Source organism: Bradyrhizobium sp. AZCC 1577 (genome assembly GCF_036924575.1).
GTDB lineage: Bacteria > Pseudomonadota > Alphaproteobacteria > Rhizobiales > Xanthobacteraceae > Bradyrhizobium.
Genome location: NZ_JAZHRQ010000001.1, coordinates 2871872 through 2895572 on the forward strand (window position 1 = coordinate 2871872; position 23701 = coordinate 2895572).

General features: G+C 61.5%; 14 protein-coding genes and 1 tRNA gene. 3 read left to right on the forward strand and 12 right to left on the reverse strand.

Going from position 1 to position 23701, the window contains the following annotated elements; genetic code table 11:
* Positions 1 to 316 precede the first annotated feature (316 nt).
* On the reverse strand, positions 317 to 1252 hold the full coding sequence (locus tag V1278_RS13370) for a hypothetical protein (RefSeq protein ID WP_334381050.1): 936 nt from the start codon (positions 1250 to 1252) through the stop codon (positions 317 to 319).
* A gap of 1134 nt (positions 1253 to 2386) precedes the next feature.
* On the opposite strand from V1278_RS13370, the gene V1278_RS13375 reads away from it, so the two are divergent.
* Positions 2387 to 3316, forward strand: a complete 930-nt coding sequence (locus V1278_RS13375; protein WP_334381051.1) for a DUF4238 domain-containing protein — start codon at positions 2387 to 2389, stop codon at positions 3314 to 3316.
* A 1071-nt stretch (positions 3317 to 4387) separates the two neighbouring features.
* Here V1278_RS13375 and V1278_RS13380 read toward each other — a convergent pair.
* Positions 4388 to 4603: a hypothetical protein gene (locus tag V1278_RS13380; RefSeq protein ID WP_057843360.1), complete on the reverse strand. Its 216-nt coding sequence runs from the start codon at positions 4601 to 4603 to the stop codon at positions 4388 to 4390.
* Positions 4604 to 5225: 622 nt separating this feature from the next.
* Between V1278_RS13380 and V1278_RS13385 the strand changes: the two genes are divergently transcribed.
* Positions 5226 to 6362 carry a hypothetical protein gene (locus V1278_RS13385; protein WP_334381052.1) on the forward strand — a complete coding sequence of 379 codons (1137 nt, stop codon included), beginning with the start codon at positions 5226 to 5228 and terminating at the stop codon, positions 6360 to 6362.
* Between the two features lie 95 nt (positions 6363 to 6457).
* Here V1278_RS13385 and V1278_RS13390 read toward each other — a convergent pair whose 3' ends face one another.
* On the reverse strand, positions 6458 to 7735 hold the full coding sequence (locus V1278_RS13390; RefSeq protein ID WP_334381053.1) for a hypothetical protein: 1278 nt from the start codon (positions 7733 to 7735) through the stop codon (positions 6458 to 6460).
* A 200-nt stretch (positions 7736 to 7935) separates the two neighbouring features.
* Positions 7936 to 9717: an acyl-CoA dehydrogenase gene (locus tag V1278_RS13395; RefSeq protein WP_334381054.1), complete on the reverse strand. Its 1782-nt coding sequence runs from the start codon at positions 9715 to 9717 to the stop codon at positions 7936 to 7938.
* A gap of 290 nt (positions 9718 to 10007) precedes the next feature.
* On the opposite strand from V1278_RS13395, the gene V1278_RS13400 reads away from it, so the two are divergent.
* Positions 10008 to 10082, forward strand: a tRNA-Gln gene (locus V1278_RS13400).
* Between the two features lie 205 nt (positions 10083 to 10287).
* Here the strand turns inward: V1278_RS13400 and V1278_RS13405 are convergent.
* The 8 genes from V1278_RS13405 to V1278_RS13440 form a co-directional block, all read right to left on the reverse strand.
* Positions 10288 to 11556 carry an alkaline phosphatase family protein gene (locus V1278_RS13405; protein WP_334381055.1) on the reverse strand — a complete coding sequence of 423 codons (1269 nt, stop codon included), beginning with the start codon at positions 11554 to 11556 and terminating at the stop codon, positions 10288 to 10290.
* Positions 11557 to 11579: 23 nt separating this feature from the next.
* The gene (locus V1278_RS13410) at positions 11580 to 12443 is read right to left on the reverse strand and encodes an ABC transporter permease (protein ID WP_334364183.1); all 864 of its coding nucleotides are present in this window, start codon (positions 12441 to 12443) and stop codon (positions 11580 to 11582) included.
* Between the two features lies 1 nt (position 12444).
* Positions 12445 to 13380, reverse strand: a complete 936-nt coding sequence (locus tag V1278_RS13415; RefSeq protein ID WP_334381056.1) for an ABC transporter permease — start codon at positions 13378 to 13380, stop codon at positions 12445 to 12447.
* Entirely contained in the window at positions 13380 to 14378 is a 999-nt protein-coding gene (locus V1278_RS13420) for an ABC transporter ATP-binding protein (RefSeq protein ID WP_334381057.1), read from the reverse strand. Before V1278_RS13420 ends, V1278_RS13415 begins: the two co-directional genes overlap by 1 nt.
* Positions 14375 to 15367 carry an ABC transporter ATP-binding protein gene (locus tag V1278_RS13425; RefSeq protein ID WP_334364180.1) on the reverse strand — a complete coding sequence of 331 codons (993 nt, stop codon included), beginning with the start codon at positions 15365 to 15367 and terminating at the stop codon, positions 14375 to 14377. The genes V1278_RS13420 and V1278_RS13425 overlap by 4 nt, the downstream gene beginning before the upstream one ends.
* A 5-nt stretch (positions 15368 to 15372) precedes the next feature.
* Positions 15373 to 17010, reverse strand: coding sequence for an ABC transporter substrate-binding protein (locus V1278_RS13430; RefSeq protein ID WP_334364179.1), 1638 nt, complete (start codon positions 17008 to 17010; stop codon positions 15373 to 15375).
* Between the two features lie 110 nt (positions 17011 to 17120).
* On the reverse strand, positions 17121 to 17948 hold the full coding sequence (locus V1278_RS13435) for a sugar phosphate isomerase/epimerase family protein (RefSeq protein WP_247830608.1): 828 nt from the start codon (positions 17946 to 17948) through the stop codon (positions 17121 to 17123).
* Positions 17949 to 18318: 370 nt separating this feature from the next.
* Positions 18319 to 23151 (reverse strand): NAD-glutamate dehydrogenase, encoded by a 4833-nt coding sequence (locus tag V1278_RS13440; RefSeq protein WP_334381058.1) that lies wholly within the window; start codon positions 23149 to 23151, stop codon positions 18319 to 18321.
* Positions 23152 to 23701: the final 550 nt, after the last annotated feature.

Genomic DNA, 23701 nt, shown 5'->3' on the forward strand with positions numbered 1-23701 from the left:
TTGAGTGCACTGGCACCGCAATTTTCTAGCCTCGCCGAACTTGGCGCCAATTTCAAAACATCAGCATTAGATCGAGCGCAGCCGACTGGAGGCGGATGACACAACGTAAGCCAATAGCGACGCTAAGGGCGAGTTGGGCGAAGGTCTGTTTTGGCTCACAAGCGGCGGTCGCAGGATCGCTGATCCGAAGTCCGGACTGCCCTCAATACCAGACCAGCCGCAAGCGACGAAGTTGGTCAGCTTGGGTCCAAAAGCGCAAATTAACCTAGTCGTCCTGTTCTTCGCGATCTGAACCGCCTCGGACCCCCTCGACTTACTAATCTTGGCCGTCCTCGGCATCGCTATCCTTCTCTTCGGCAACCTTGCCCGTGTTGCCACTGCTTGTTCGGAAGGGATCAAGCTTGGCACCAATTTCAGGCTTCGACCAGAATACATAAGATGTGGCAAAGCCCCACATCTCCTTCTCAGCTTCAAGTGTATCTGGCACTCGCAGTCCAAGTTGCTCGGCCAACTTAATCCGTCCAATATTCACCAAGGCCTGCACCGAATAGCTCCACTCAGCCGTTGTCCTCACAGCGAACCAGTGACTTAATAGTGTCAAGCCGAACGCGCCGGCAGAGACGATAAACAATTTCGGTGACCCGAACCGACTAAGAGCCAAGAACAAAGACGTCAACCCAAATAAGAAGCTGAGATAAGTCATCGCAACAAAGAAATCGACGGAAGATCTGGCGGTCTCAATCGCACTTTGAAGATATTTTGGTGCGCTGGCACACAACTCGTACCACAGCGTCTGAGAGTCTAAATTGAAGCGCGTTTTGCCGTACGTCTCGAAAGAGCGAATTGCATTTCCAAATCTTGTTGGCACCACCTGTTCATCTCGCATAGGATACCGTGCTAGTTTTTCAAGTGCCAAACCACGGGCCCAACCGCCGTTGTCCACGTCGCGCTGCAACTCATGTTTGAGACGCAACTGTCGCTTGATGGCAACTTTCTGCACGCACTTTGGCCAAAGCAGGTATCCTTCAAGCACTCTATACAAGAAGGCAGAGCACGAATTTAGCGTGAACGCGATCAAAGCGGTAATCGCAACAAACAGGGCTGACTTTTCCGAGCTGCTACTGACCCGTATTGCGCCGTGCAAGCAAGGCACACTTGGATATACGAGCAGCCAGAACGCACCAACAAAAAACGTGCTGGGGAGGGCCCATGCGTAAAGCTTGCCCCAGAATGTTTTGACAATGTCAGACAATAGTCCCCCTTAGCTGTCCGCGAAATCGAGTCTCACCTAGGCCCCTTCGTTCCTCCCGGATCAATAGGACCGGGAGGCCGAGACGTGAGCGCCCGTCCAACCTCCTCAACGCATTTCGAGAAGCGCGCATAGTCTTGCATAGGAAGCCGCGCGAAGACCCGGCCGTCTTTTTGGATCGTTAGCTCGTTATTCTTGCTGACCTGAACATCGTAGCCACCCGCTGTGAATGAGGTGGTTACTGCCGCATTAGCGCTAAGGCCACCACAAATTTCAGCGGCCGATCTTGCTTTATCCCCTTGCGGCGGTTGCGCGAACGAATAGCTCGAGCCCGTCACCATCACAGAAATGATGGCTATAGTTTTTGAGGCGGTAAGCCATGTCGCCCTGTCAAAACGGAAGAGCGGCATAACCAAAAAAATGCAACTCATGAAGCGCCCAATCCCTTTAGTCTAGGGATCGATCGGTCCCGGCGGCCTGTCAGAAGGGGTCGGATAGGGGCGAGTAGGTTTCTCTGGTTTTTGTGGTTGGGGTATTGGTTTTGTAATCGCAATGATGTCCATGAATCCCTCGTGTGTCAGCAGGGCCTGCGCGACAACACATCCGCCCGGTTTTATAGCAGAGCTTTGAGTAGCGTGCAGTTCAGTATAGCCAAACGGTTTGGTTGTGGAAGTCCGTTCTTGGTAGTTAGTTGCAGAAGACACAAGGGGACATGGGTGATCAGGCCAGTGCACTCATGTCCGCTCTGGGTCTAGGCCGTGTGAAAACTCAAAAGCGCGAAGCGCGACGAGAATGATATTCTGAAGTTCGATTTGAAAGACTAGGAGGGCTGCGGTGTAGGTGCTTAAAACAGCCTTGAACGAATAACTTGTTCTACCGCGATCGAGCGTCTTCGCGTTTTCACACAGCCAGGGTCAAAGCCGACATCGCTCTTTGATCCAGGCGCTTCAACTAACGCTCGGTAAGGCGCCTATACGGGAAGCAGAGCGAGAGCTGCTTGCCCACCTCCTCGCCACTTAAGGAGGAATTGCGTGTATCCATTCTATCGCAAGGGACAGTCATTAGGTCAGATTCGCTGACGTAGACGGATTGCAGGAATCACTGTACTTACCGCGGCCCGTCCGAAGGGTCAGCGCTGTGCTTCAGATCAACGCTGCCGAGCTGGTTATTGGCGCGGCGGCAGGGAAAGGTGAAAAGCATCATTACATCCCGTCCCTTTACACATGTGCGTGGGCTGGGCCGGACGGTCGTTTGTGTGAATATGCCCGTCCCTACCAGGAAGTGAAGCCGCAATGGAAGCACCCGGACGCGACCGGATACGTTCGCGGGCTTTACACCGTGCCGCAGAACGACCCGACGGTTTCTGAGTATATCGAACGCAAATTTCTCAAGGTCACTGACGATCAGGCCGCGAAAGTGCTTCAGCGCATGCGCGCTGGGGAGCACATCGATTGGGATTCCAAATCCCGGAGCGCCTGGTCGCGTTTCGTCATTTCCCTGATGTTGCGCAATCCCGAATACGTCGCGCGCATGGCCGCTGAGGTCTTGGGCTTTTTCGACCCGAACAACGAGGAAGCGGAAAAGAGGTATCGAGAGATTCGAGGTCAGGACGACCCCGAGACCTATGCCGCGCACATCGCGCGCCTTGAATTTCATCCCGCCGGCCGCGCGAGCGCGATCGCGATGCAGGAGGTGATCGATAGCCCTCTCATGGGCGGCCGATTGAACCAGATGCGCTGGGCTATCGTGACGTTCAACAATGAGCGCTTCCCGCTGCTCACTTCGGACCGGCCGATCATCATGACCAACGGACTCGTGAAACCGACCGACCATCTGTCCATTCCGATTGGGCCGCGCATGCTTTTCGTTGCGACCAACAATGAAGAGACCGAGAACATGATCCGCAACATGAACCCCATAGCCTTGATGAAGCAGGTCAATGACCGCGTCGCCTCGCAGGCGCGGCGGTATATCTACTCTTGCGACAACAAGCAGCTCCGGTTCGTCGAGAACCGGCTTGGAAGGAAATGGCCATCAACGCCGCTTGAAACCAGCGCTCCTGTGTAAGGTCGGGGCGTGATGACCTCAGTGATGCCGTTGGCCATGACTGAAAAACGGAAACAGACGCTTAGGTCCAGCTTTACACTCGGCAACGGACAAAAGTAGGCGGCAGAAGCGCCCAAGCCTGAAGTTGCTCAAAAGGTTGCACATCATTTGGTCGCGCCTAGCCAGCAATGCCAGCCTATCGCGCTCTGAACTTGGCCGCGTTCTCCTCCCGTCTTTGCCAATTCCTGCGAAGGTAATGTTCGCGCGTCACCGCTTGATCTGCCACCACGCTCGCGATCGCTTCGTCTAGCTCGCTACCCGACATCGTCCTGCGCATCCTCAGAAGTATCTGCATCGACTTCAACCCGGTTGCATGCTCACGAAGAAGTACCCGCTATCATGATCGCCGCCCTCGAACGTTGCGCCAAAAAGTTAATTTTCCAAGCCATTTCAACGTGATTTGCCCCGTCCAGTCCCTTCCGAAAAAACAATTTCCTTTTCGATCACCCCAAATCAGCATTAGAAATTCCGCCGTCTCATTCCTCACGAGGGGCGGATCGCGATCGTCACGGACGCGGGGTGGGATGCGGTGGACGCGGCAGCGTTAGGCGCGAGAAGGTGTTTGCAGGGCGGTTATCCGTGAGCGAACACGGCGCGCAAGACGTACGGCGCTGAAGCGTACGGCAAAACCGTGTGGTCCTGACACCCGTGGCTGGTGCCAAGCTGCCGGTGGCGAATTTGATCCAACCGGATCGATCTCGTCATCAAGCCGGCAGTGATGGAGGCAAGAGGAATTCGTCTCCAGGGAGAGCACGGCATAAGCCGTCAAACCATTGCGCAGGGAATGCCGGAGTGCTCCGGCTGTACCTGTATGCTCGTGTGCGCATCTCACTCCATCTCTTGCACACGAGACCGCGGGTGCAGCAAGCACCCGGCATTCCCTGCTCCCTCTGTTCTGAGGGAAAAGGTCCATGCAAACCTCGGGCGCTAGCCGCGCCGCGAGAAGGCGAGATCATGCTTACGAACGTTGACGCAAACAAGTTCGTTATATCAGGCAAAGAACCGCGCCGGCGTGAGGCAGCCTGCGGCGCCTCAGGCTTCGTTTTTCGGAACGTACTTTCCGAGCACGCACTTGTAGCGCTGCAATCGCCATTCGCGATACGGCCCCTTGGCGAGCCAGTCGGCGATTCCAATCTGCGCGTTGACCGCGCAGGCGCTCATGGTGATGCCGGACTGGTCACTGGTGGTGACGATTTTTTCGAGACAGAGTTGGCTGTTGCAGAGAACGGCGACGAGAGTAACGAGCATGGGTGACCTTCGTTGCTGAATACCCGGTTCGCTCACGCCATGCAGGGTTCGTGCCAGCAGGGTGCGCGCCCGGCCTTTAAGGAAATCGGCCCGTAAAACTACGCACTGCAAAGCCGCGCCTTTTCGGCGCGGGGACGATCTAGTCGAACGCTCAAGGGAAACAATTGCGGTGAAAGTAGAATCCGGGCGTGGGCGATTCGCAAAGCGTAGAACTACGGTCTCGGCGGCGGATTAGCCCGACTGTCATTATGCAGCAACAGTTATGCATGGCGTTGTTCGGAACGTAATGACGCTCAGCCGCATGGAAGATTTGGATTGTCCGACTGATTTTCTTCTCGACAACATTTCGGACTCAATCCTGACATCGCGCCATGTTCGCCTCGCGCGTAACGTGTGAGGCGGTTTCGCGCGACGAGCAGGATGAGACATTCGTGCAACAACCGGCGTCCTAAATTCCGGAGGGCGAATCGTTGAGCAGCTACGGCCCGCTCGTGGAGATATAATCGCATCGACGAATCCAGAAGGAGTTTTCGATGTCGAAGTTTGCGATTGGCGAGCAAGTCGAAAACGTTGCCAACGATCACGAGTCAGGGACAGTTGTCGCCGTGGTTCCGAGGGCTCCATGACAGGCCGTGCAACCACGCGAGCGATCTCCGCGACCGAACTGACGGACGGCGACAATGATGCTGCGCGCATCAGGCATCAGCTTGATGCCTGGGCCAATGCCTCACCTCGCGCCCCCAGATTGGTGGCGACACCGGCGGAAGAGTTCAGCACTGAACCGTCCGGCAAGACGCCCCCAGCAGCAAAGAAACGTGGCCGCTCCGCTCCAGCGGCGGGGCGTGCCAAGGCCGGCAGGGCGACTAAGGCCAAGGCAACGGAAGTCAAAGCAACGGAAGACCAGGCAACGGAAGTCAAGGCTACTGAGATCAGTAGCGAGCCGGAGGTGCCCAGCGCGCCGCTTGAGCCACCGCCGGTTTCCGCCGCGCCTGCTGTGCCTGAGATCGTTTCTCCCGTTCCCGCCCCACCAAGGAGCGAGCGCACCAGCCGGACCTTTGCCATTGCCGCGGCCCTCGCGCTGGCAACGGTTGCGGCCTATTTTTCAGTCGCTGGCATGGCCGAAATATTTCCCGGTGATCCGGTTGCCGTGATGGTGCTTGCCGCCACGATGGAGGCCGGCAAGCTGGTGATCGCCGGATGGCTGGCGGCGCATTGGCGCCGGACCAACTGGAAAATGCGTTTCGTCATGGTCGCGCTCGTTGCCGGGCTTGCGCTGATCAACGCCGCCGGCGTGTTCGGCAAGCTGGTCGAGGCGCATGTCAGCGTCGCGGCCACGGCGCGCTCCGGCGTCACCGAGCGCATCGAATCGCTCGACGCCCGCGTCTCGGCGCAATCGGCTGTCGTGGCCGATTTGGCCAACCGCATCGCGCAAATCGACCGTGCCGTGGATGAATCGACACGGCGCGGCCGGGTGACGCGGGCTATCAACATCGCAACACAGGAGCGCGCGACGCGGGACGGGCTGGATACGCAGCGCCAGACGGCCACCGCAACGCTGGTTGGACTGCAGGCGCAACGCGCGGCGCTGGCCGGCGAACGTTCGCGCATCGAGGCATCCGCAGGACCGATCCAGTATCTCGCGATGATGGTCGGTGCCGCACCCGAAGCCGCGGTTCGCTGGCTGATATTGTTGATGGTGCTCTGCTGCGATCCCGCAGCGATCGCCTTGACGGTCGCTGCGGCCAGTTCGCGACGCTAAGGAGTACACGTCAACTTCATTCGGTCCCGCATGTCGCTGAGGTCATGCGGGCTACGCGCTTCCTCCAATGGCGGTAAGCGCGTCCCTTGGACCGGTTACATGGTCCTGCCTTTCGACAATTTCGCGGTCTTCGCCGGTTTTGCTGCCTTGTGATCGTGCCGCTTGTGATCGTGCCGTGCGGTCACACGGACGCGCTTCTTTGCACTCGCTTGCGCGTCTTGCGTCTTCGTTCCGCCGCGGCGAGAGGCGTACTCCTTGCCGTCGATCGGACCGACGTGCGGCGGATCCCGGTCGAGGTAGGGACGTCCGATTCCAAATTCCTTGCCGTGCTCGTCGATCCATTTCCAGAACTTTTCCGTGGAGACCCATCGCTGCGCCCGGCTTGCGCCCTTGACGCTCACCAGGTCAGCCGCGAGTCCGCGGCCGTAGCCGCCACGCAAACTCCCGCCATGGTAGGACCGATCGCTTGCCGCCTTCAGGCCGCTGGCGATTGCTTGACGGTAGTCATCGCGAAATGCGCTGGTGATGCCGGGCGAGAGCCCGGCCTGCTCGGCCGCGTGGAGCATATGAAAGAGCTTTAGCTTGAAGCTCTTGTCCATGCCGCCGATGACGTAGTCCATCATGGTCATGCCGGCTCTTTCCGCGGCCTTCGGGTCCTTCCAGGTAAAATCCTCGTCGACACGCCTGGTAAAGGTTTTGGTGACGGTCACCGTCTTGCCCTTCCGCTTGACCGTCACTTTCCTCCGCTCATGCACCTTGATGGCGTCGATCTTGGGCGCGCGCTCGTAGAGAGCCCACAAATAGCGATCGATGCAGGGCTCCGCGACCAGGCATTCCTCGTTGATTTCGATGGTGCGCACAGCCTGCACGGCATTGTCGGGTGCGGAATCGGGCGTGATCGTCGTCGCAACCTCGGCGGAAGAAACTTCCGGCGGCAGTATCTCCGCCGGATCGGTCAGCGCGGCCACGACAACAGGTTTCGGCTCATCCGAGTTCGCGGTCGTGTCAGGAGCTTTCGACGTATCAGGAGCTTTCGTTGTGTCAGGCGCTTTCTCGATCACGGATGCGATAGGGATCGGCACATCGATGGCATCGATGGCGGCGCTTGCCAGGGCGATCACAGGCGGCGTGTGCGTAGGCGCGGCGGTTGCGGTGAGAGATGGCTCTTGACGTTCCACGACTGAAGGCGCCTCGGCCTTCTCGATGGAAGCAGCAGCATTCTTGGTGGAAGCGCGGACGACAGAAACGCTGACGCGTTCGGTGGAAGCCGAATCGAAGCCAGCGAGACAAACGAGAATCCAGCTCACGAGAGCCAGGGCCGCGAGAACGTTGATGCGGCGCTGCGCCGTCGTCGCCAATTGCCAGGGGTCCATGATCCGGCCTCCCAAGGCTCCGCATGAGCCTGATTACACAAGCACGCGACAGGGTTCATTCTTCGGATTGCGAAATCAATTCGCAACGGCCGGAGACTACGGGATTATCTGTTTTTTTAAGGGTGTTGCTTCAAAACCACGAGCGGCACAATGGAACTTATTGTGTATTTTTGGGACTTGTGTGCGGTACCGACAGGGACTTACCCCAGCAATGCCGCGTCCGCGCCGTTCACCGCATCGGCACTGTCGGTCACCGTCTTCTCCAGCGATCCCGCCTGCACGGTAATATTTTCCGCAAAGAACCGCGCAACCGTCACGTAGCGCTGCGGATCGCCGGCATCGCCATGGCTCTTCGCGGCCAGCGCTTCGCCGGCCAGCATGCAGCCGCCGAGCGTCGAGCCGAACAGGCGCAGATAAGGTGTGGCGCCGGCGAGTGCGTCGTTCGGCGCAGACACCACGCGCTCCAGGAGCCACTTGCTGGCGCGCTCGAGCGAGCCGAGCGCCTCGCGCAGCTTCGCGCCGGTCGTGCCGAAGGCGGGATCGTTCGAGGTTTCGACCTGCTTGACGATGCCGCCGAGTTCGTCGAGCAGCGCCCACACCGATGCGCCGCCATTCGCCGCGAGTTTGCGCGTGACGAGGTCGATCGACTGGATGCCGTTGGTGCCCTCGTAGATCGAGGTGATGCGCGCGTCGCGATAATGCTGCGCGGCGCCGGTCTCCTCGATGAAGCCCATGCCGCCATGAATCTGCACGCCGAGATACGTCACCTCGTTGCCGATATCGGTGGAGAATGCCTTTGCGATCGGCGTCAGCAGCGCGCCGCGCGCGGCCGCATCGGCGCGTACCTTCGGGTCCTTGGCGCGAGCGGAGATATCGAGCGCTACTGCCGTCGCGTAGCAGATCGAGCGCGCCGCGGCCGTCATGCTGCGCATCTGCAACAGCATGCGCTTGACGTCGGGATGCACGATGATCGGATCGAGCCCGTCGCCCTTCTTGCCGATCGCGCGGCCCTGTTTACGTTCTTGCGCAAAGGCCAGCGCCTGCTGATAGGCGCGGTCCGCAATGCCGACGCCTTCGAGGCCGACGCCGAGGCGGGCCTGGTTCATCATTGTGAACATGCAGAGCATGCCCTTGTTTTCCTCGCCGATCAGGTAGCCTATGGCGCCGCCATGATCGCCCATCGTCATGGTGCAGGTGGGGGAGGCGTGCATGCCGAGCTTGTGCTCGACGCCGGACGGATAGATGTCGTTGCGCTTCCCGAGCGAGCCGTCGGCATTGACGAGGAATTTCGGAATCAAAAACAGCGAAATCCCCTTGGTGCCAGCGGGCGCATCGGGCAGGCGCGCCAGCACGAAATGCACGATGTTGTCGGTCATGTCGTGGTCGCCATAGGTGATGAAGATCTTAGTCCCTTTGATGCGATAGCTGCCGTCGGGCGCGCGCTCGGCACGGGTGCGCAGCGCGCCGACGTCGGAGCCGGCCTGCGGCTCGGTGAGCTGCATGGTGCCGGTCCATTCGCCGGACACGAGTTTTTGCAGATAGATCTTTTTCAGTTCCTCGCTGCCATGGGCGTCGAGCGCCTCGATCGCCGAGAGCGTGAGCAGCGGGCAGAGGCCGAAGGCGATGTTCGACGCGCTCCAGATTTCGGTGCAGGCGGCGTTGATGGCGAGCGGCAAGCCCTGGCCGCCAAACGCTTCGGGGCCCGATACCGCGTTCCACCCGGCGGCGGCCCAGCGCTGATAGGCATCGGGCCAGCCAGGCGCGGTCGTCACCTTGTTGTCGGCAAGCTTGATGCCGTGTTCGTCGCCCACCCGGTTCAGCGGCGCCAGCACGTCGCCGGCGAATTTGCCGGCTTCCTCCAGCACGGCGGCGGCGATCTCGGCGTCGAAATCGCCGTAATGGCCGGCCTTCACGGCCGCCTGCAGGCCGGCACCGTGGTTGAGCGCGAGCAGGATGTCGGAGATCGGCGCGCGGTAAGTCATGACGAAAATCTCGCTTTTTGGCTAGTGAGCTGCCGCCGTCTTCCCACGAAACCGGGGTTCTCTCAACTCTCCGGTGGGCGGTATCGCTCCCGCCCGGGCGCGAGAAACCGGCTCGGGAGACCCGAAGCAGTGACCCTTTATAGTGACCCTTTATAGAGGGTCACGTCGAGGGAGCTGATTTTGGGTGAAATTCGCCCCCGCTGCCTGTTGAAATGGCGGGGCTCCCTCTATAGACCGGCGGTGCCGGACACGGATTGCATCGATCGGTCCCGTGTCCCGGCCAGGCCTTTTGGGGCGTAGCCAAGCGGTAAGGCAGCGGATTTTGATTCCGCCATTCGGAGGTTCGATCCCTCCCGCCCCAGCCAGCGGCTCAAGGTCCTGAGTTCGTTAGATAAACAGCTCTGTTCTCAGCCGAATTTCTGGCCGCGTTTGGAAATGGAGCTTCTGAAGCTCGGTCGAGAATCGAACTAAACGGCGTCGCGCGTCATGCTGACCATATCGTCTTATCTCCATGGCGTTGGCGCAATTTGGGGGGCGCGTGCTTGACGGCGGCGGAGCGTGTGCACGGGGCTACGGCCACTTCTGCAGCGCAGTTCCGTCGAACTCGTCCAAAGGAAGTTCGAGATGCGCCAGTGCCGTCGGCGCGATGTCGATGATGCGGCTCGTTCTCGTGTACGACGCGCCTGCCTCAAAGCCACGCCCTACCGCGATCAGCGTTGGCTGCGTTTCGTAAGCGCCCAGACCGCCATGCATACCGCGGTCTCGACGGGTCGCGTCCTCCTGTTCGGAAAACCGCACTGCCATGGCGGTCAGGCCGGGAACGCCGTTGCTGTTTGAGCCCGAGCTCTTCGCCATATCGACGGCCAGCAGATCGTCGCCGGGGATCTGGCCCAGTTCGGCAAGGTCCTCGCCGGATATGATGCGGCCAGCCCAGGGCTGTTCGCCGAGCCAGGAGGCGACCTCGCCGCGGCGCGACAATGCGCTGCCACCAAAGTGAATGAAAGCAGATGAGCCCTGCGGCGCGACGGCAATTTCGGAGCTTTCGAGCGAACTCTTGAATCCAGCCTCGAACAGTCGGCGCTCGACCGGAACTGTTTCCGTCACGGATTCATGTCCGTGATCGGAGCCTATCAAAAGGAGAACATCGTGGCCGTTATCCCGCAGCCGTTCGACTGCCTCACCAACCGCGCCGACATGATCATCGACCGCACGCAGCGCGAGGAGATGCTCCGGCGAGCCAAGTGGAAATGCGTGCATCGTCTTGTCCGGTTCGGATAACCACAAGGTGGCGATCGAAGGCGGATTCGAGGCGAGCTCGGCAAGAAAGCGATCTGTCAGCAAGGCATCACCGATGCTTCCAGGCGGCGCATCGATCGTCTCCTTGAGAGGCTGTCGCCCCGGAGCGTAAGACAGCTCGCGATGCAGCAAGGTTCCGTGACCGTACGAATCATGGAAGAAAGCCGCTCCGGGCGAGACGTTGGAGCACAGGACGGCGCCGTTGAGAGGTGCCACGCGTTCGGCCAATGATCGGCGCGCCAACAGGCGGCCGAAGTGATCGCGATAGGTATCGTAGAACGCCGGTTTGCCGGCGTCATGGACTTCATGCCCGTCGACCACAGGCAGCGCGACGGTATTGCCGCGCAGGCCATGCGATCGTGGCCATGAGCCGGTGGCGATCGAGGCAGAGGAGGCGCGAGTGGCCGATGGAAAAATTCCCCGGTGATTTGCGAACCACGTTCCTTCACGCCTTAGGCGAGCCATGTGCGGGGTCGTCTCGTCAGAGACAAAATCCGGCCTGTGGCCGTCGCAAATGACGGTGACGACGATGGGGTGGGGCATGACGATATCCGGAAGCAGAGGGGCTATTTCAGGGTTGGATCAAGCTTGTCGCGCAGCCAGTCGCCGATGATCGAGACGGCAAGGGTCGTCAGGACGATGGTCGTGGCCGGGGCAAGCATGATCCACGGTGCGCGGCCAAGATATTCGCGGGCATAGCCGACCATGTTGCCGAGGCTGGTCATTGGCGGCTGCACGCCGAGGCCCAGAAACGACAGCCCGGATTCGAGCAGGATCACTTCCGGGAATACCAGCGTCATCGAGACGATCAGGGTAGATGCGATGTTGGGAAGAATGTGCCGGACATAGATCCGGGACGGCGTCGCGCCGAGTTGCCTGATAGCTCCCGCATAGCCCTGTGCCGCGGCCGAGATAGCAAGGCCGCGCGCAATCCGCGCGTAGCGCTCCCAGCCATGGAGCCCCATGAGACATACGAGGAGCGGCAACGAACTGCCAAAGAAGGCCAGCACGGCGAGCGCCAGGATCAGGAACGGCATGCTGGCCTGAAAATCAGCCAGCATGAGCACAATCTGTTCGATCAGGCCGCGGAAATGCGCTGCCAGGAAGCCGAGCAAGGTGCCAAGCACGGCGGAGATCGCCGTCGCGCCAAAGGCGATCAACAACGAAATCCGGATCGAGAATAGCAGGCGCGAGAGCACATCGCGGCCGAGTTCGTCGGTCCCAAGCCAATGCGCCGCATTGCCGGGCATCGACAGCCGGTTCTTCAGGTCCATTCGGGTCAGGCTGTAGGGCGCGATGGTGTCTGCAAGCAGTGCGACGACAAGGATTGCTAGAATCCAGACAATCGCCATCACCACCGCAGTCGGAATTTTCGGCAGCGAGAGACGTCGACGGGCGGCGCGCTGCTGCGGAAGCGACAGGTCGACCATCTCAATGCGCTCCCGCCTGTGTTCCGGTCCGCAGCCGCGGGTCGAGGAATCCGTAGAGGAAATCGACGGCCAGATTTGAGGCGACCATCGTCGCAGCTACCAGCAGCAGGACACATTGGACCACCGCGAGATCGCGGTTGGCTACCGCGACCACCAGCAGCCTGCCAACGCCCGGCCAGGAAAATACGCTTTCGACGACGACGGCACCGGCGATCAGCGTCCCCACCATAAAGCCGACGATCGTCACGGTGGGGATCGCCGCATTTGGCAGCGCATGCCGGGCGACGACCGCGCGCCATGCGAGACCCTTGGCCGATGCCGTCCGCACATAGGGTTGACCAAGCACCTCCAGCATCGCGCTGCGGGTGAAGCGCGCCAGCACCGCAGCGCCGCCGATACCGAGCGTGATGATGGGCAGGATGGCATGCCGCCAGCTATCCTGACCACCAGAGGGTAACCAGCCGAGCTGTACCGCGAAGATGAGGACGAGCACGAGGCCGAGAACGAAGCTCGGGACGGTGAAGCAGGCCACGGCCGCGGCCATCACCACGCGGTCGATGATGCGGCCGCGGTAGAGCGCGGCAAGGATGCCGGCAGGAATGCCGATGCCAAGCTTGAGGAGCAGCGCCGGAATTGTGAGAACCAGCGTCGCCGGAATCCGCTCCGCGACCAGTTCGATCGCCGGTCGCCCGTCCCGCATCGAGCGGCCGAGTTCGCCACGAGCGATCGCCCCGAAATAGTCGAGATACTGCATCCAGATCGGGTCATCGAGTCCCCAGGCCTTGCGGAAGGCGGCGATCACCTCCGGCGGCGCTTCCGGTCCCATGATGATCAGCGCCGGATCACCGGAAAGGCGCAGCACGACGAAGGCGAAGGTGACGACCAGCGTGATGGTGAGCATTGCGCGGGCAATGCGGACGGCGAAAAATCGCAGCATCAGGCGGCGGCCTCCGAGGCGGCCGGGACGGTCCCGGTATCGATCAAATGGCAGGCAACGCTGCGGTCGGGTGAGATCTCAACGAGTGTCGGCGATTCCACGCGGCAGCGTGCGAAGGCGTGAGAACAGCGCGGGTGAAAGGCGCAGCCGCGCGGACGGGCGGCGGGATTTGGCGGATCGCCGGTCAGAACGATCCGCTTGTTACTGCGTCGCCCTGGTGCCGGCGATGCGGAGACCAGCGCGCGTGTATAGGGGTGCTGCGGGGTGGCGAAGAGGTGGTCCGCGTCGCCGAGCTCAACGATACGGCCAAGATACATCACCGCGACCCGCTTGCTGATCTGTCGCACGACGCGCAAGTCGTGGCTGATGAACAGCATGGTGAGGCCTAGTTCCGCCTGCAGGTCGATCAGCAGGTTGATGACCTGGGCCTGGATCGATACATCGAGCGCGCTGACCGGTTCGTCGCAGACCAGGAAGTCCGGCCGCGTTGCCAGCGCTCGCGCAATTACCGCCCGTTGCCGCTGACCGCCGGAGAGCTCGTGCGGATATCGCAGCCCTTGATCGTGCGAGAGGCCGACCGAACGGAGCAGTTCGTCGGTGCGCGCTGCGCGGGAGGCATCGTCACCGATAGCGTGGATGTCGAACGGTTCGCGAACTTGTCTCGCGATCGTCCAGCGGCGATCGAGTGCTCCGAGGGGGTCCTGAAATATCATTTGCATGCGGGCACGTTGAGAGCGCCATGCCGGAGATCCGATCGTCGTCATTGCCGCCCGTTCGAAGGCGACCGAGCCGCTGTCAGGCGCTTCGAGCCCGAGAACCATCCGCCCAGTGGTCGACTTGCCGGAACCGGACTCGCCGACGAGACCGAGTGTTTCGCCGCGTTGGATGTCGAACGAGACGCCGTCGACCGCGCGCACATCTGTGACACGCCCGAACATGCCGGTTCGCATGCGATAGCTGCGGACGACGGCTTCGACCTTGACGAGAGGCGCCGTCATTCTGCCGCTGCCTCCAGCACAGGCGAATGCAGCGGAGCACCGCCCTCCAGCATGCAGGCGAGCCGTCGCCGTTCGCCGATTGCGCGCAGAAGCGGCGGCTTGTTTTCGCAGAGCCGGTCGGACGAAGCGCAGCGCGGCGCGAACGCGCAGCCTGGCGGCATCGCCTTCGGATTCGGCACCATGCCGGGTATGGCGGTCAATCGGCGACGCGGACCGTCGATCGGCGGCAGCGCGCCCGTCAGGCCCCGCGTATAAGGATGACGCGGATCGGCGAATAGCTCGTCCGCCGCGGCTTCCTCGACGATGCGGCCCGCATACATCACGGCGACCCGGTCGCAATTTTCCGCAACGACGCCGAGGTCGTGACTGATGAGCACTAGCGCCATTCCCATCTCGCGCCGGACACTGCCGATCAGTTCGAGAATCTGAGACTGAATTGTCGCGTCGAGCGCCGTCGTCGGTTCGTCGGCGACCAGCAGGTCCGGGTCTCCCGCAAGCGCCATGGCAATCATGATGCGCTGGTTCTGGCCGCCCGAGAATTCGTGCGGATAGGCGGAGAGGCGTCGCTCCGGATCGGGAATGCCGACAAGATCGAGCAGACGCCGGGCTTCAGAGCGGATCGACGCGCCGGAGATGCCCCGATGCAGTGCGAGGCTTTCACCGATCTGCTTGCCGATGGACAACACCGGATTGAGTGCGCTTGCCGGATCCTGAAAGATCATGGCGATCCGCCCGCCGCGAACCCGGTCGAGTTCGACCGGCGCGGCGCCGAGGATGTCGGCTCCTTCCAGCCTGACGCGGCCGCCAATCGAGGCGGCCTTCGGCGGCAGCAGACCGAGGGCAGCGAGCCAGGTGACGGACTTGCCTGATCCGGACTCGCCGACTAGGCCGAGCGCTTCGCCGCGCTCGACCTGCAGATCGATCCCGTGCAGCACCGCTGCCCCATCAAAGGCGACCGTGAGGCTTTCGATCGAGACCAGCGGCGCCATCGGCTTCAGACCTCGAAATTGCCGGCGCGGAAATCCATCGCGAAGGCCGGCGCAGCCTTCCATTTGATTGACTTCGGCTTGGCGGTGAAGACCGCGTTCTGGTGCAGCACCGTGTAGGCGGGGTCTTCGCGCTCGCAGATTTCCAGCATGCGGCGAAAGGCCTTCCTGCGCGCGGGGCGGTCGGTCGAGGTTTCCAGAAATTCCGAGAGCGTATTGACTTCGGCATTTGCGTATTCGCCGATCTGCTGCTGCTGGCCGTTCGGCCCGTGCTGCGCGACGATGGAAGAAACCGGATCGTTGAACGGTGCGGAGTTGGACCAGTCACGCACCGCGCGGGTGTTGGAGCGCTCCATGATCTGGGTCCAGTTTTCCTTGGTCTCGATCTGGACGTTGAGGCCGACGGCCTTCCACATCTCAACGAGGATCTGCGCGGTCGCCACCTGGTTGGTATAGTAGTTGTTGAGCAGCCGGTATGGAATTGCATCGCCCTTGTAGTTCGCCTGCTTGAGGAGATCCTGCGCCAAAGCTGGATTGTATTCCGGAACCGTCCAGTCGGCCTGGAACATGTCGGCGTAATATTCCCACTGCAGGCCACGCGGTACGCGCGTGCGTCCAGACCAGAGGCTGTCGACGATCGCCTGCCGGTCGATCGCATGGGTGAAGGCGCGGCGCACCAGCGGATTGGCGAGCTGCGCATGATTTTTGTCGAACACGGTCAGGCGGTGGTTGAGGATCGTGCCGCCCTGAACTTCGAAGGCGGCATTCTTCTCGATGCCGGCTATCTGGTCCGGCGGAATGTCGCAGGCGAACTGATAGTCGCCGGAAATGAGTCCGTTGACGCGGCTCGAAACTTCTGGAACTTCGACGAACCGGATGCGCTTCAGGGGCGGCCGACCACCCCAGTATTCGTCATGGGCCTCCAGCGTCAGCGACACGTCAGGTTTGAACTCGACGACCTTGTAAGGACCAGTCGTGACCGGCTTGCGCGCCCAGTCGAGGTAGCTCGCAGCCTCTTCCCAACCGCGGCGGCTCAAGATGTTGGAGCCGTAACGGGACAGGCGGCCTTCCAGCGTTACGTCCGGCGTCGCATTGACGAAGCGCACCGTGTATTTGTCCACGGCGTCGACGCGCAGGAGATCCGGCCAGATGCGGCGGGCCGTGGCAGAGACTTCAGGCGGCAGTTCCTTGCCGGGGCGGGGCGTTGGGATCTGTTCGAACGCCTTGATGGTCGTGCGGTTCTTGGCCTCGGTGCTGCCGAACATGCGCTCACGGCCGAAGCTGAACACGACGTCCTCTGCGGTCATCTCGTCGCCATTGTGAAACTTCACGCCCGGACGCAGTTTCAACTCGACGGTCTGCTCGTCGATGCGGCGCCATTCCGTGGCGAGACCGGGGACTGTTTCCAGGCTGCCGCGCCAGTTCTTGCCGATCAGCGCCTCCCACAGCGAGGAGAAGAACACGCGCTCTCCGACGTTGGACTGCTCGCGCAGCACATCCAGCGTGTTCGAATTGGTGACCTTCTGCACCGCGATCGTGATCGTCGGCCGGTTGTCAGTCTGCCCAATCGCGAAGCGTGGCAGCAGCAGCGTGCCGGCTGCGGCGGCGCCGAGGCCGACGACCGAACGGCGGGAGGGGCGTATCATGGACTTCTCCTTCTCAGACAAAGCAAGCCGATATTTCGCGCACGAGACCCTTGCCTGATCGCGGCGAAGGTGAACCGGATGCAACACGCCCAGGCCGCGCGGCCGTCGTGTCAGACCACCAATCCCAGCGCTTCGAGATGCGCCGCGCCTGCGCGGATGTTGGTCTGGTCCTTCACCTCAATGATCAGGCGCGGACGGGATGAAAGACGGCCCAGCGCGCGAAAGACCGCCGGCCAACCGACGTTGCCTTCGCCGGGAAGCCAGTGCCGGTCCGCATAGCCATCGGTGTCCTGGATGTGGACATGGGCAAGCGCGTCGCCAGCGGCATCGACGTAGAAATCGGCGGGCGGAGCGCCGGTGGAGCCGTGGGCGTAGTTTGCATGGCCGGTATCCAGCGAGACGCGCACGGCAGGACTTGCGAAACTATTCGCAAGTTCCACACGGTCCATTGGATCCTTGTCCTCGATGTTTTCAATGACGAGTTCGCAGCCGATGCCTTCGGCGCGCTTCACGACATTCCCGAGCGTCGCGTGGACGCGCTCGATGACGCGCGCGCGGGCACCGGGATTGATATCGAGATTGTTGTAATCCCAGGTCGAGTAGGGCGAATGGATGACCATCTGTGTTGCGCCAAGGGCTTCGCAAACCTCGAGCCCCTGAAGCAAACGCTTGGTGACGACCGCGCGGATCAGCGGATCCTGGCTGTCGATCTTGAAGCCCCAGAAAGGCCCGTGAATGCCAAGCCGGCCTTTATAGCCGTCGAGAAGCTTGCGGATCGACTCAACCTGTGCGCGCCAATCGCCGTCAAGCGTCTCCGCCTCGAAGAAGTCCTGGATCTCGAGGTCGCGTTGTCGTTCGAGAATCCAGTTCCGATGCAACGCGAGGGTCGTGCTGGTCAACGCGGCGCCAACTACCGGAAGATCGGACGAGGCGGGCATCGTAAACTCCACAAGCGGCGTAATCTGCTGTCAACATGACCGGCTATAAGCAAAGCATGACGTGCGCATGACTGGATGGAGCGCCTGGGTTTTCGGCAGCGCATATGAACTCGTTTTCAACAACGGCGCTGTCGTTCTTTCGCATCGGCGTCGAGTTTCCGGCTCTTCGCGGTCGACACGTGCGCGGCACGTTGCCTCAAATTTTGCAAGACTGATCCTGCCTGCGAGAGGCTACCTCTTCATTTGGAAACGATTGTCAAGCTATTGAAATTGCGTGCGATTTTGCACGCAAGCCGGCGACTTGTTGCAATCCGGTCCGGCAGGTTGATGGTCTGGACATCGCAGCTCTCGTCTCGCCGCGGCGCGCCCATCAACTCTTGACCAAATCCCCCAGCAGGTTCGCCGTCACAGTCAGCTTGGCGAGCGTCAGTCCGCTGACAGCGATCTCCTCGACGGAGCGGCGGATGCGCGTCGCCTCAGGATGAGCCGCGAGCCAGGTCTCGGTAGCCTGCTGGCCGCATTGGCCGGTTGTCAGCATATCCGCGGCCAATCTTCTTTCGGCTGCTGCGATCTGGTCAATCGCGCGGTCGATGGCGAGACGTTCGAAGTGATCGTTTGCCGGCACGCTGCGCGCGGCGACGATGATGGGATGAAGGTGGAAATTGGCCTCGGCAGCGAAGAAGGTCGTGGCGGCGTCGCCGATGGCGCGGCTGGTGCGCTCGGCGACAGTCACGATATCCGGTGCGGAGACCAAGGCGTCGAGATCGGCGAGTTCGTTTGCGAGGTCGGTGGGGACGCCGGCATCGACCAGGTCCCGTCGCCGCTTGCTGCGGCCAGACTGCAGGTCCTGCGGCAGGGCGTTGTCGAGCCCGGCGGCGATCTCTCGGATACTCGGGCCGAAGCGCGAGATGACCGCATCCAGGCCGGCTTTGAAATCAACGTTGCGCACATACCAGATCATGCGGGAGAGCAGGAGATCCTGAATCGCCGCGTAGAGGCCGAGTTGGACTTGACCGTTGATCTCCGTGTCAAGCGCATCAATCGCGTTGTTCAGCCGCTCGAGACCATAAGATTCCTCCACCGCCACGAAGGCCATGGCGATGGTGGATACATCGGCGTCCGTCTCATCGATCAGGCGGCCGATGCAGGTCGGGCCGCCGCGATTGATTACGGCATTGGCAAGATTGGTGGAGATAACCTCCCGGCGCAGACGATGGTGTTTCATGGAATCGGGGAACTTGTCTCGAATCTCGTGCGGGAAATATTTTGACAATTCGCCGATGAGATAAGGGTCGTCCGGCACGCTTGTGACGAGCAGATCATCGTAAAGGGTAAGCTTGGCATAGGCGAGCAGGACGGCGAGTTCTGGCCGCGTAAAGGGCTGGCCGCGCTGGGTGCGCGCGGCGATCGCGACGTCGTCCGGCAGGAACTCAACGGCGCGGTCGAGGAGGCCCCTCCGCTCGAGCGCTTGCATCAGGCGGGCAAGGAAGCCATTGTCGGCCACGCCCTTGCGTTCGGCCAGCGACAACGCCAGCGACTGAAGGTAATTGTTGCGAAGCACCAGCGTGCCGACCTCGTCGGTCATCGCGGCAAGCAGGCTGTTGCGGTCACTCGGACTGAGGCGTCCCTCGCGTTCGGGACGCGCCAGCGCAATCTTGATATTGACCTCGACGTCGGAAGTGTTCACTCCCGCCGAATTGTCGATGGCATCGGTGTTGAGCTTAACGCCTCTCTGCGCCATTTCGATGCGGCCGCGCTGGGTCGCGCCGAGATTGGCACCTTCGCCGATCACCCGGGCGCGGATGTCAGAACCGGTAACACGGATCGGATCATTGGCCCGATCGCCCGCCTGATCGTCGCTTTCCGTAGACGCGCGGACATAGGTGCCGATGCCGCCAAACCAGAGCAGGTCGACGCGTGCCTTCAGAATCGCCGTCATCACCTCGAAAGGCGTGGCCTGCGGCTTGTCGAGATCCAGCAGGGTGCGCACTTCCGGCGCGAGCGGAATCGCTTTGAGCGAACGCGAGAACACGCCGCCGCCCTGCGAGATCAGCGATTTGTTGTAGTCCTGCCAGCTCGACCGCGGCATGTTGAACAAGCGCAGGCGCTCGGCGTGGCTGATGGCAGGGTCGGGCGAGGGATCGATGAAGATGTCCCGGTGGTCGAAGGCCGCCACCAGCCTTGTCGCCGGCGAAAGCAGCATGCCATTGCCGAAGACGTCGCCGGACATATCGCCGACACCTGCAACGGTGAAGGGCATGGTCTGGATATCGGTGCCGAGCTCGCGGAAATGGCGCTTGACTGCTTCCCACGCACCGCGCGCGGTGATGCCCATCTTCTTATGGTCATAACCTTGGCTGCCGCCGGAGGCGAAAGCGTCACCGAGCCAATGGCCCTTCTCGACTGAGATCGCGTTGGCGGTGTCGGAGAAAGTCGCCGTGCCCTTGTCGGCCGCGACGACGAGATAGGGATCATCCTCGTCGTGCCGCACGGTGTCGTCGGGCGGCACGATCGCATCGCCATCGAGATTGTCGGTAAGTTCGAGCAGCGAGCGAACGAAGATGCGATAGGCTTCGGTGCCTTCCGCCATCCAGGCCTCGCGATTAGAGGGCGGCGGCAGGCGCTTGGGCACGAAGCCGCCCTTAGCGCCGACCGGCACGATGACGGCATTCTTGACCTGCTGTGCCTTGACAAGGCCGAGGATCTCGGTGCGGAAATCCTGCGGCCGGTCGGACCAGCGCAGGCCGCCGCGCGCGACCTTGCCGAAACGTAGATGGATACCTTCGAGACGCGGCGAATAGACAAAGATCTCGTAGAGCGGTCGCGGAGCCGGCAGGTCATCGATTTTGCGGGCGTCGAACTTGAAGGAAATCACCGGACGCGGATGTCCGTCCAGGCCAATTTGCCACAGGTTGGTGCGGACGATGGCCTGCACCAGATTGGTGAAGCGGCGCAGAATGCGGTCTTCGTCTAACAAGGCGACGGATTTGAGTTGCCCCTCAATCTCGGCGAGGAGCGCCGTCTCCCGCGCCGAGCGCTCGGCATTGGTGGCGGCGAGCCGCGGGTCGAAGCGAGCCTGGAACAGCGCGACGATGCTGGTGGTGATTGCGCTGTTCTTGCGCAACGTCCCCCACATATAGTCCTGGCTGAACGGAGCGCGGATCTGGTGCAGGTAGCGGGAGAGGGCGCGGATGGCCGAAACTTCGCGCCAGCTCAAGTGCGTGCGCAGGATAAGGGCGTTGTATCCGTCGGATTCGGCGCGATCGCCCACCACCGCCATGATCGAGGCTTCCAGGCGACGGCCGAATTCCGCGGTAATAATGATCGGCTTGCCGTCATTGGCCTCGATCGTCATGTCGTGTAGCCAAACCGGTGCGGGTGCAGGCGTGGCGCTGGGCGTAATCTGGTAGGTGCGCTCGTTGACGACGCGCAGGCCGTGATTTTCGATTACCGGGACGCGATAGGACAGTGATAGCGGCGTGCCGCGCGAAAAGACCTTAAGGCCGAAACGCGTCGGATCATCGCCGTCGATGCGGTAGACCGAAAGCGCCACGGGACGAGCAGCGCTGAGCTTTTCGATGGTGGCGATGTCAGTGATGGCCTGTGAGCCGTCGAAGATCTCCGTATAGCCGCCGGTAAAGGCCCGGGCATAACGGTTCGCGAGCAGGCGAGCCCGCATGCCGTCAGTGGTGGTCGCAAGCGCAGCTTTCAGCTTGTCGCCCCATGTTGCGATGATTGCGCTGATCCCGCCTTCAAGCGTGGCGCGCTCGACGACGGGCGTTTTGCCTTCATAGCGCCCGATGATGTAATGGACGCGCGCAAGCGGACCTTCGGGGAAGGACACGTAGGAGGCTGCCAGGGTCCCCTTGTATTCCTGGGCCAGGAAGGCGGCGACACGCGTCCGTACGTCGGTGTCATACTTCTCGCGCGGAATGAACACGAGAATGGAGACGAAGCGGTCAAACTTGTCAGCTCGTGCCAACGCCCGCAAGCGAGGGCGCTCATAAAGCATCAGGACTTCCATGACGAAATTATAGAGCGTCTCGATATCGACCTGGACGATCTCGTCGCGCGGATATTCTTCGAGGATATGCAGCAGCGCCTTGCCGGAATGGCTGTTGGGGTCGAAGCCGGCGCGCTCGAGCACCTGCGCCACCTTGTGGCGGACGTAGGGGATTTGTCGCACCGAACGAGTATAGGCGCCCGAGGTGAACAGACCGACGAGGCGCAGTTCGCCGTCGAGCCGGCCGTCCGGTGTGTACAGTTTGATGCCTACGTAGTCCATCCGGACGCGGCGATGGACGCGGCTGCTGACATTGGCCTTGACAACGATGAGGAGTGTCGGCTCGCGCATAAACTCGCGGATTTCCTGTGTCATCACCACCATTTCGGTGCCGCGGCGCAGCACCCTCACATCAGGATCACGCAGGATGCCGAGACCTTCGCCGCTGCTGATCTCGTCCGACGCAGCGCTGTCGGGCGAGAAGCGATATTCGCGCAGGCCCAGGAAGGTGAAATTGTCGGCGCACAGCCATTGCAGGAACTGGTTGGCTTCGGCGACCTCGTCGATCGGCAGCGGCGGCGGATTGGAGCTCAAGGTCTTGATCGCCCCTTCGACGCGGGCGCGCATGGCTCGCCAGTCGGTCACGCAAGCGCGCACGTCGTTCAGCGTCTTGGTGAGGCCGTCGATCAGTTTCTGCCGGTCGTCAGCGGCGTCGAGACGGGCGATATGCAGATGGATCAGGCTTTCGCGCTCGCCCTCTGACCCTTCGGGCAGTGTTTCGCCATAGAAGCGCAGCAGCTTGCCGTACGCGTCGCGCTCGACGGCTATGATCGGATGGGCGACCAGCGTGACTTCGATGCCCTGCTCGGCGAGTTCCGCCATGGTCGAATCGAAGAGGAAGGGCATGTTGTCGTTGAGAACTTCGAGCACTGAAATCTCGCGCCCGTCCGGCATCATTGGATTGATGACGCGGATATCGGCACGGCCTGCCGCGCGTTGCTGCACATGCTCCCAAGCCTGTTCCGCCAGGAAGGCGAGGGACGCGGCATCGTAGCTGGTGAGATCCTCGCTATTGGTGTGGCCGAACAGAAGCTCGGCAAAAGTCCGGGGGGTCTTGCCCGGCTGGACGCTTCCCGCTGCATCGCGGATCAGGGTTGCCCTGACCCTGTCGTCACGCCAGGACGTCATAACGTCCTCCATTTTCCGCGCCATCCGACCGCAGGCGCGATCGTCCGCTTGACCTTGGAGTGCATCTCTTCGAGGGCCATTGTCCCGACCGCGATTGATCGCGTAAGGGAAATCCTCGGTCTCGGAGCTTCAATAGCTCCTGAAGACAATACCATCCTAGAGCGGCCCCCGCCAGCCATAGCGGTGCCATCCCAGTTCTACAATGCCCGTGGACAAGCTCGCCGTGTGCGGTGCGTTCCACGTCCCGATCTGCTCGGTCGCTTCCATGAGTCGGAAGATTGAAGAAGATATCGCAGGTTCGGTTGGTGTGGGGAAAGGCGGTAGCGGCCCCCCGCTACCACGGGCCGCGATTTTCTACGCCAAGCTACGATCTTCTGCGATTTCGTACTCCTGACGGTAGCGGTTGGAGCCCGCTGGCGGCCCCGAAATGTCAATGCAAGCAGCTCGCCGCATGGTCGCAAGCCGTACTGCAAGCACACACGCCGGTCGTACTCGTCGAGATTGATCTATTCGTCGATCGTGCGCGGCTCGTTCTGCCCCGCGCCATAGGCCGCGGCTCGCG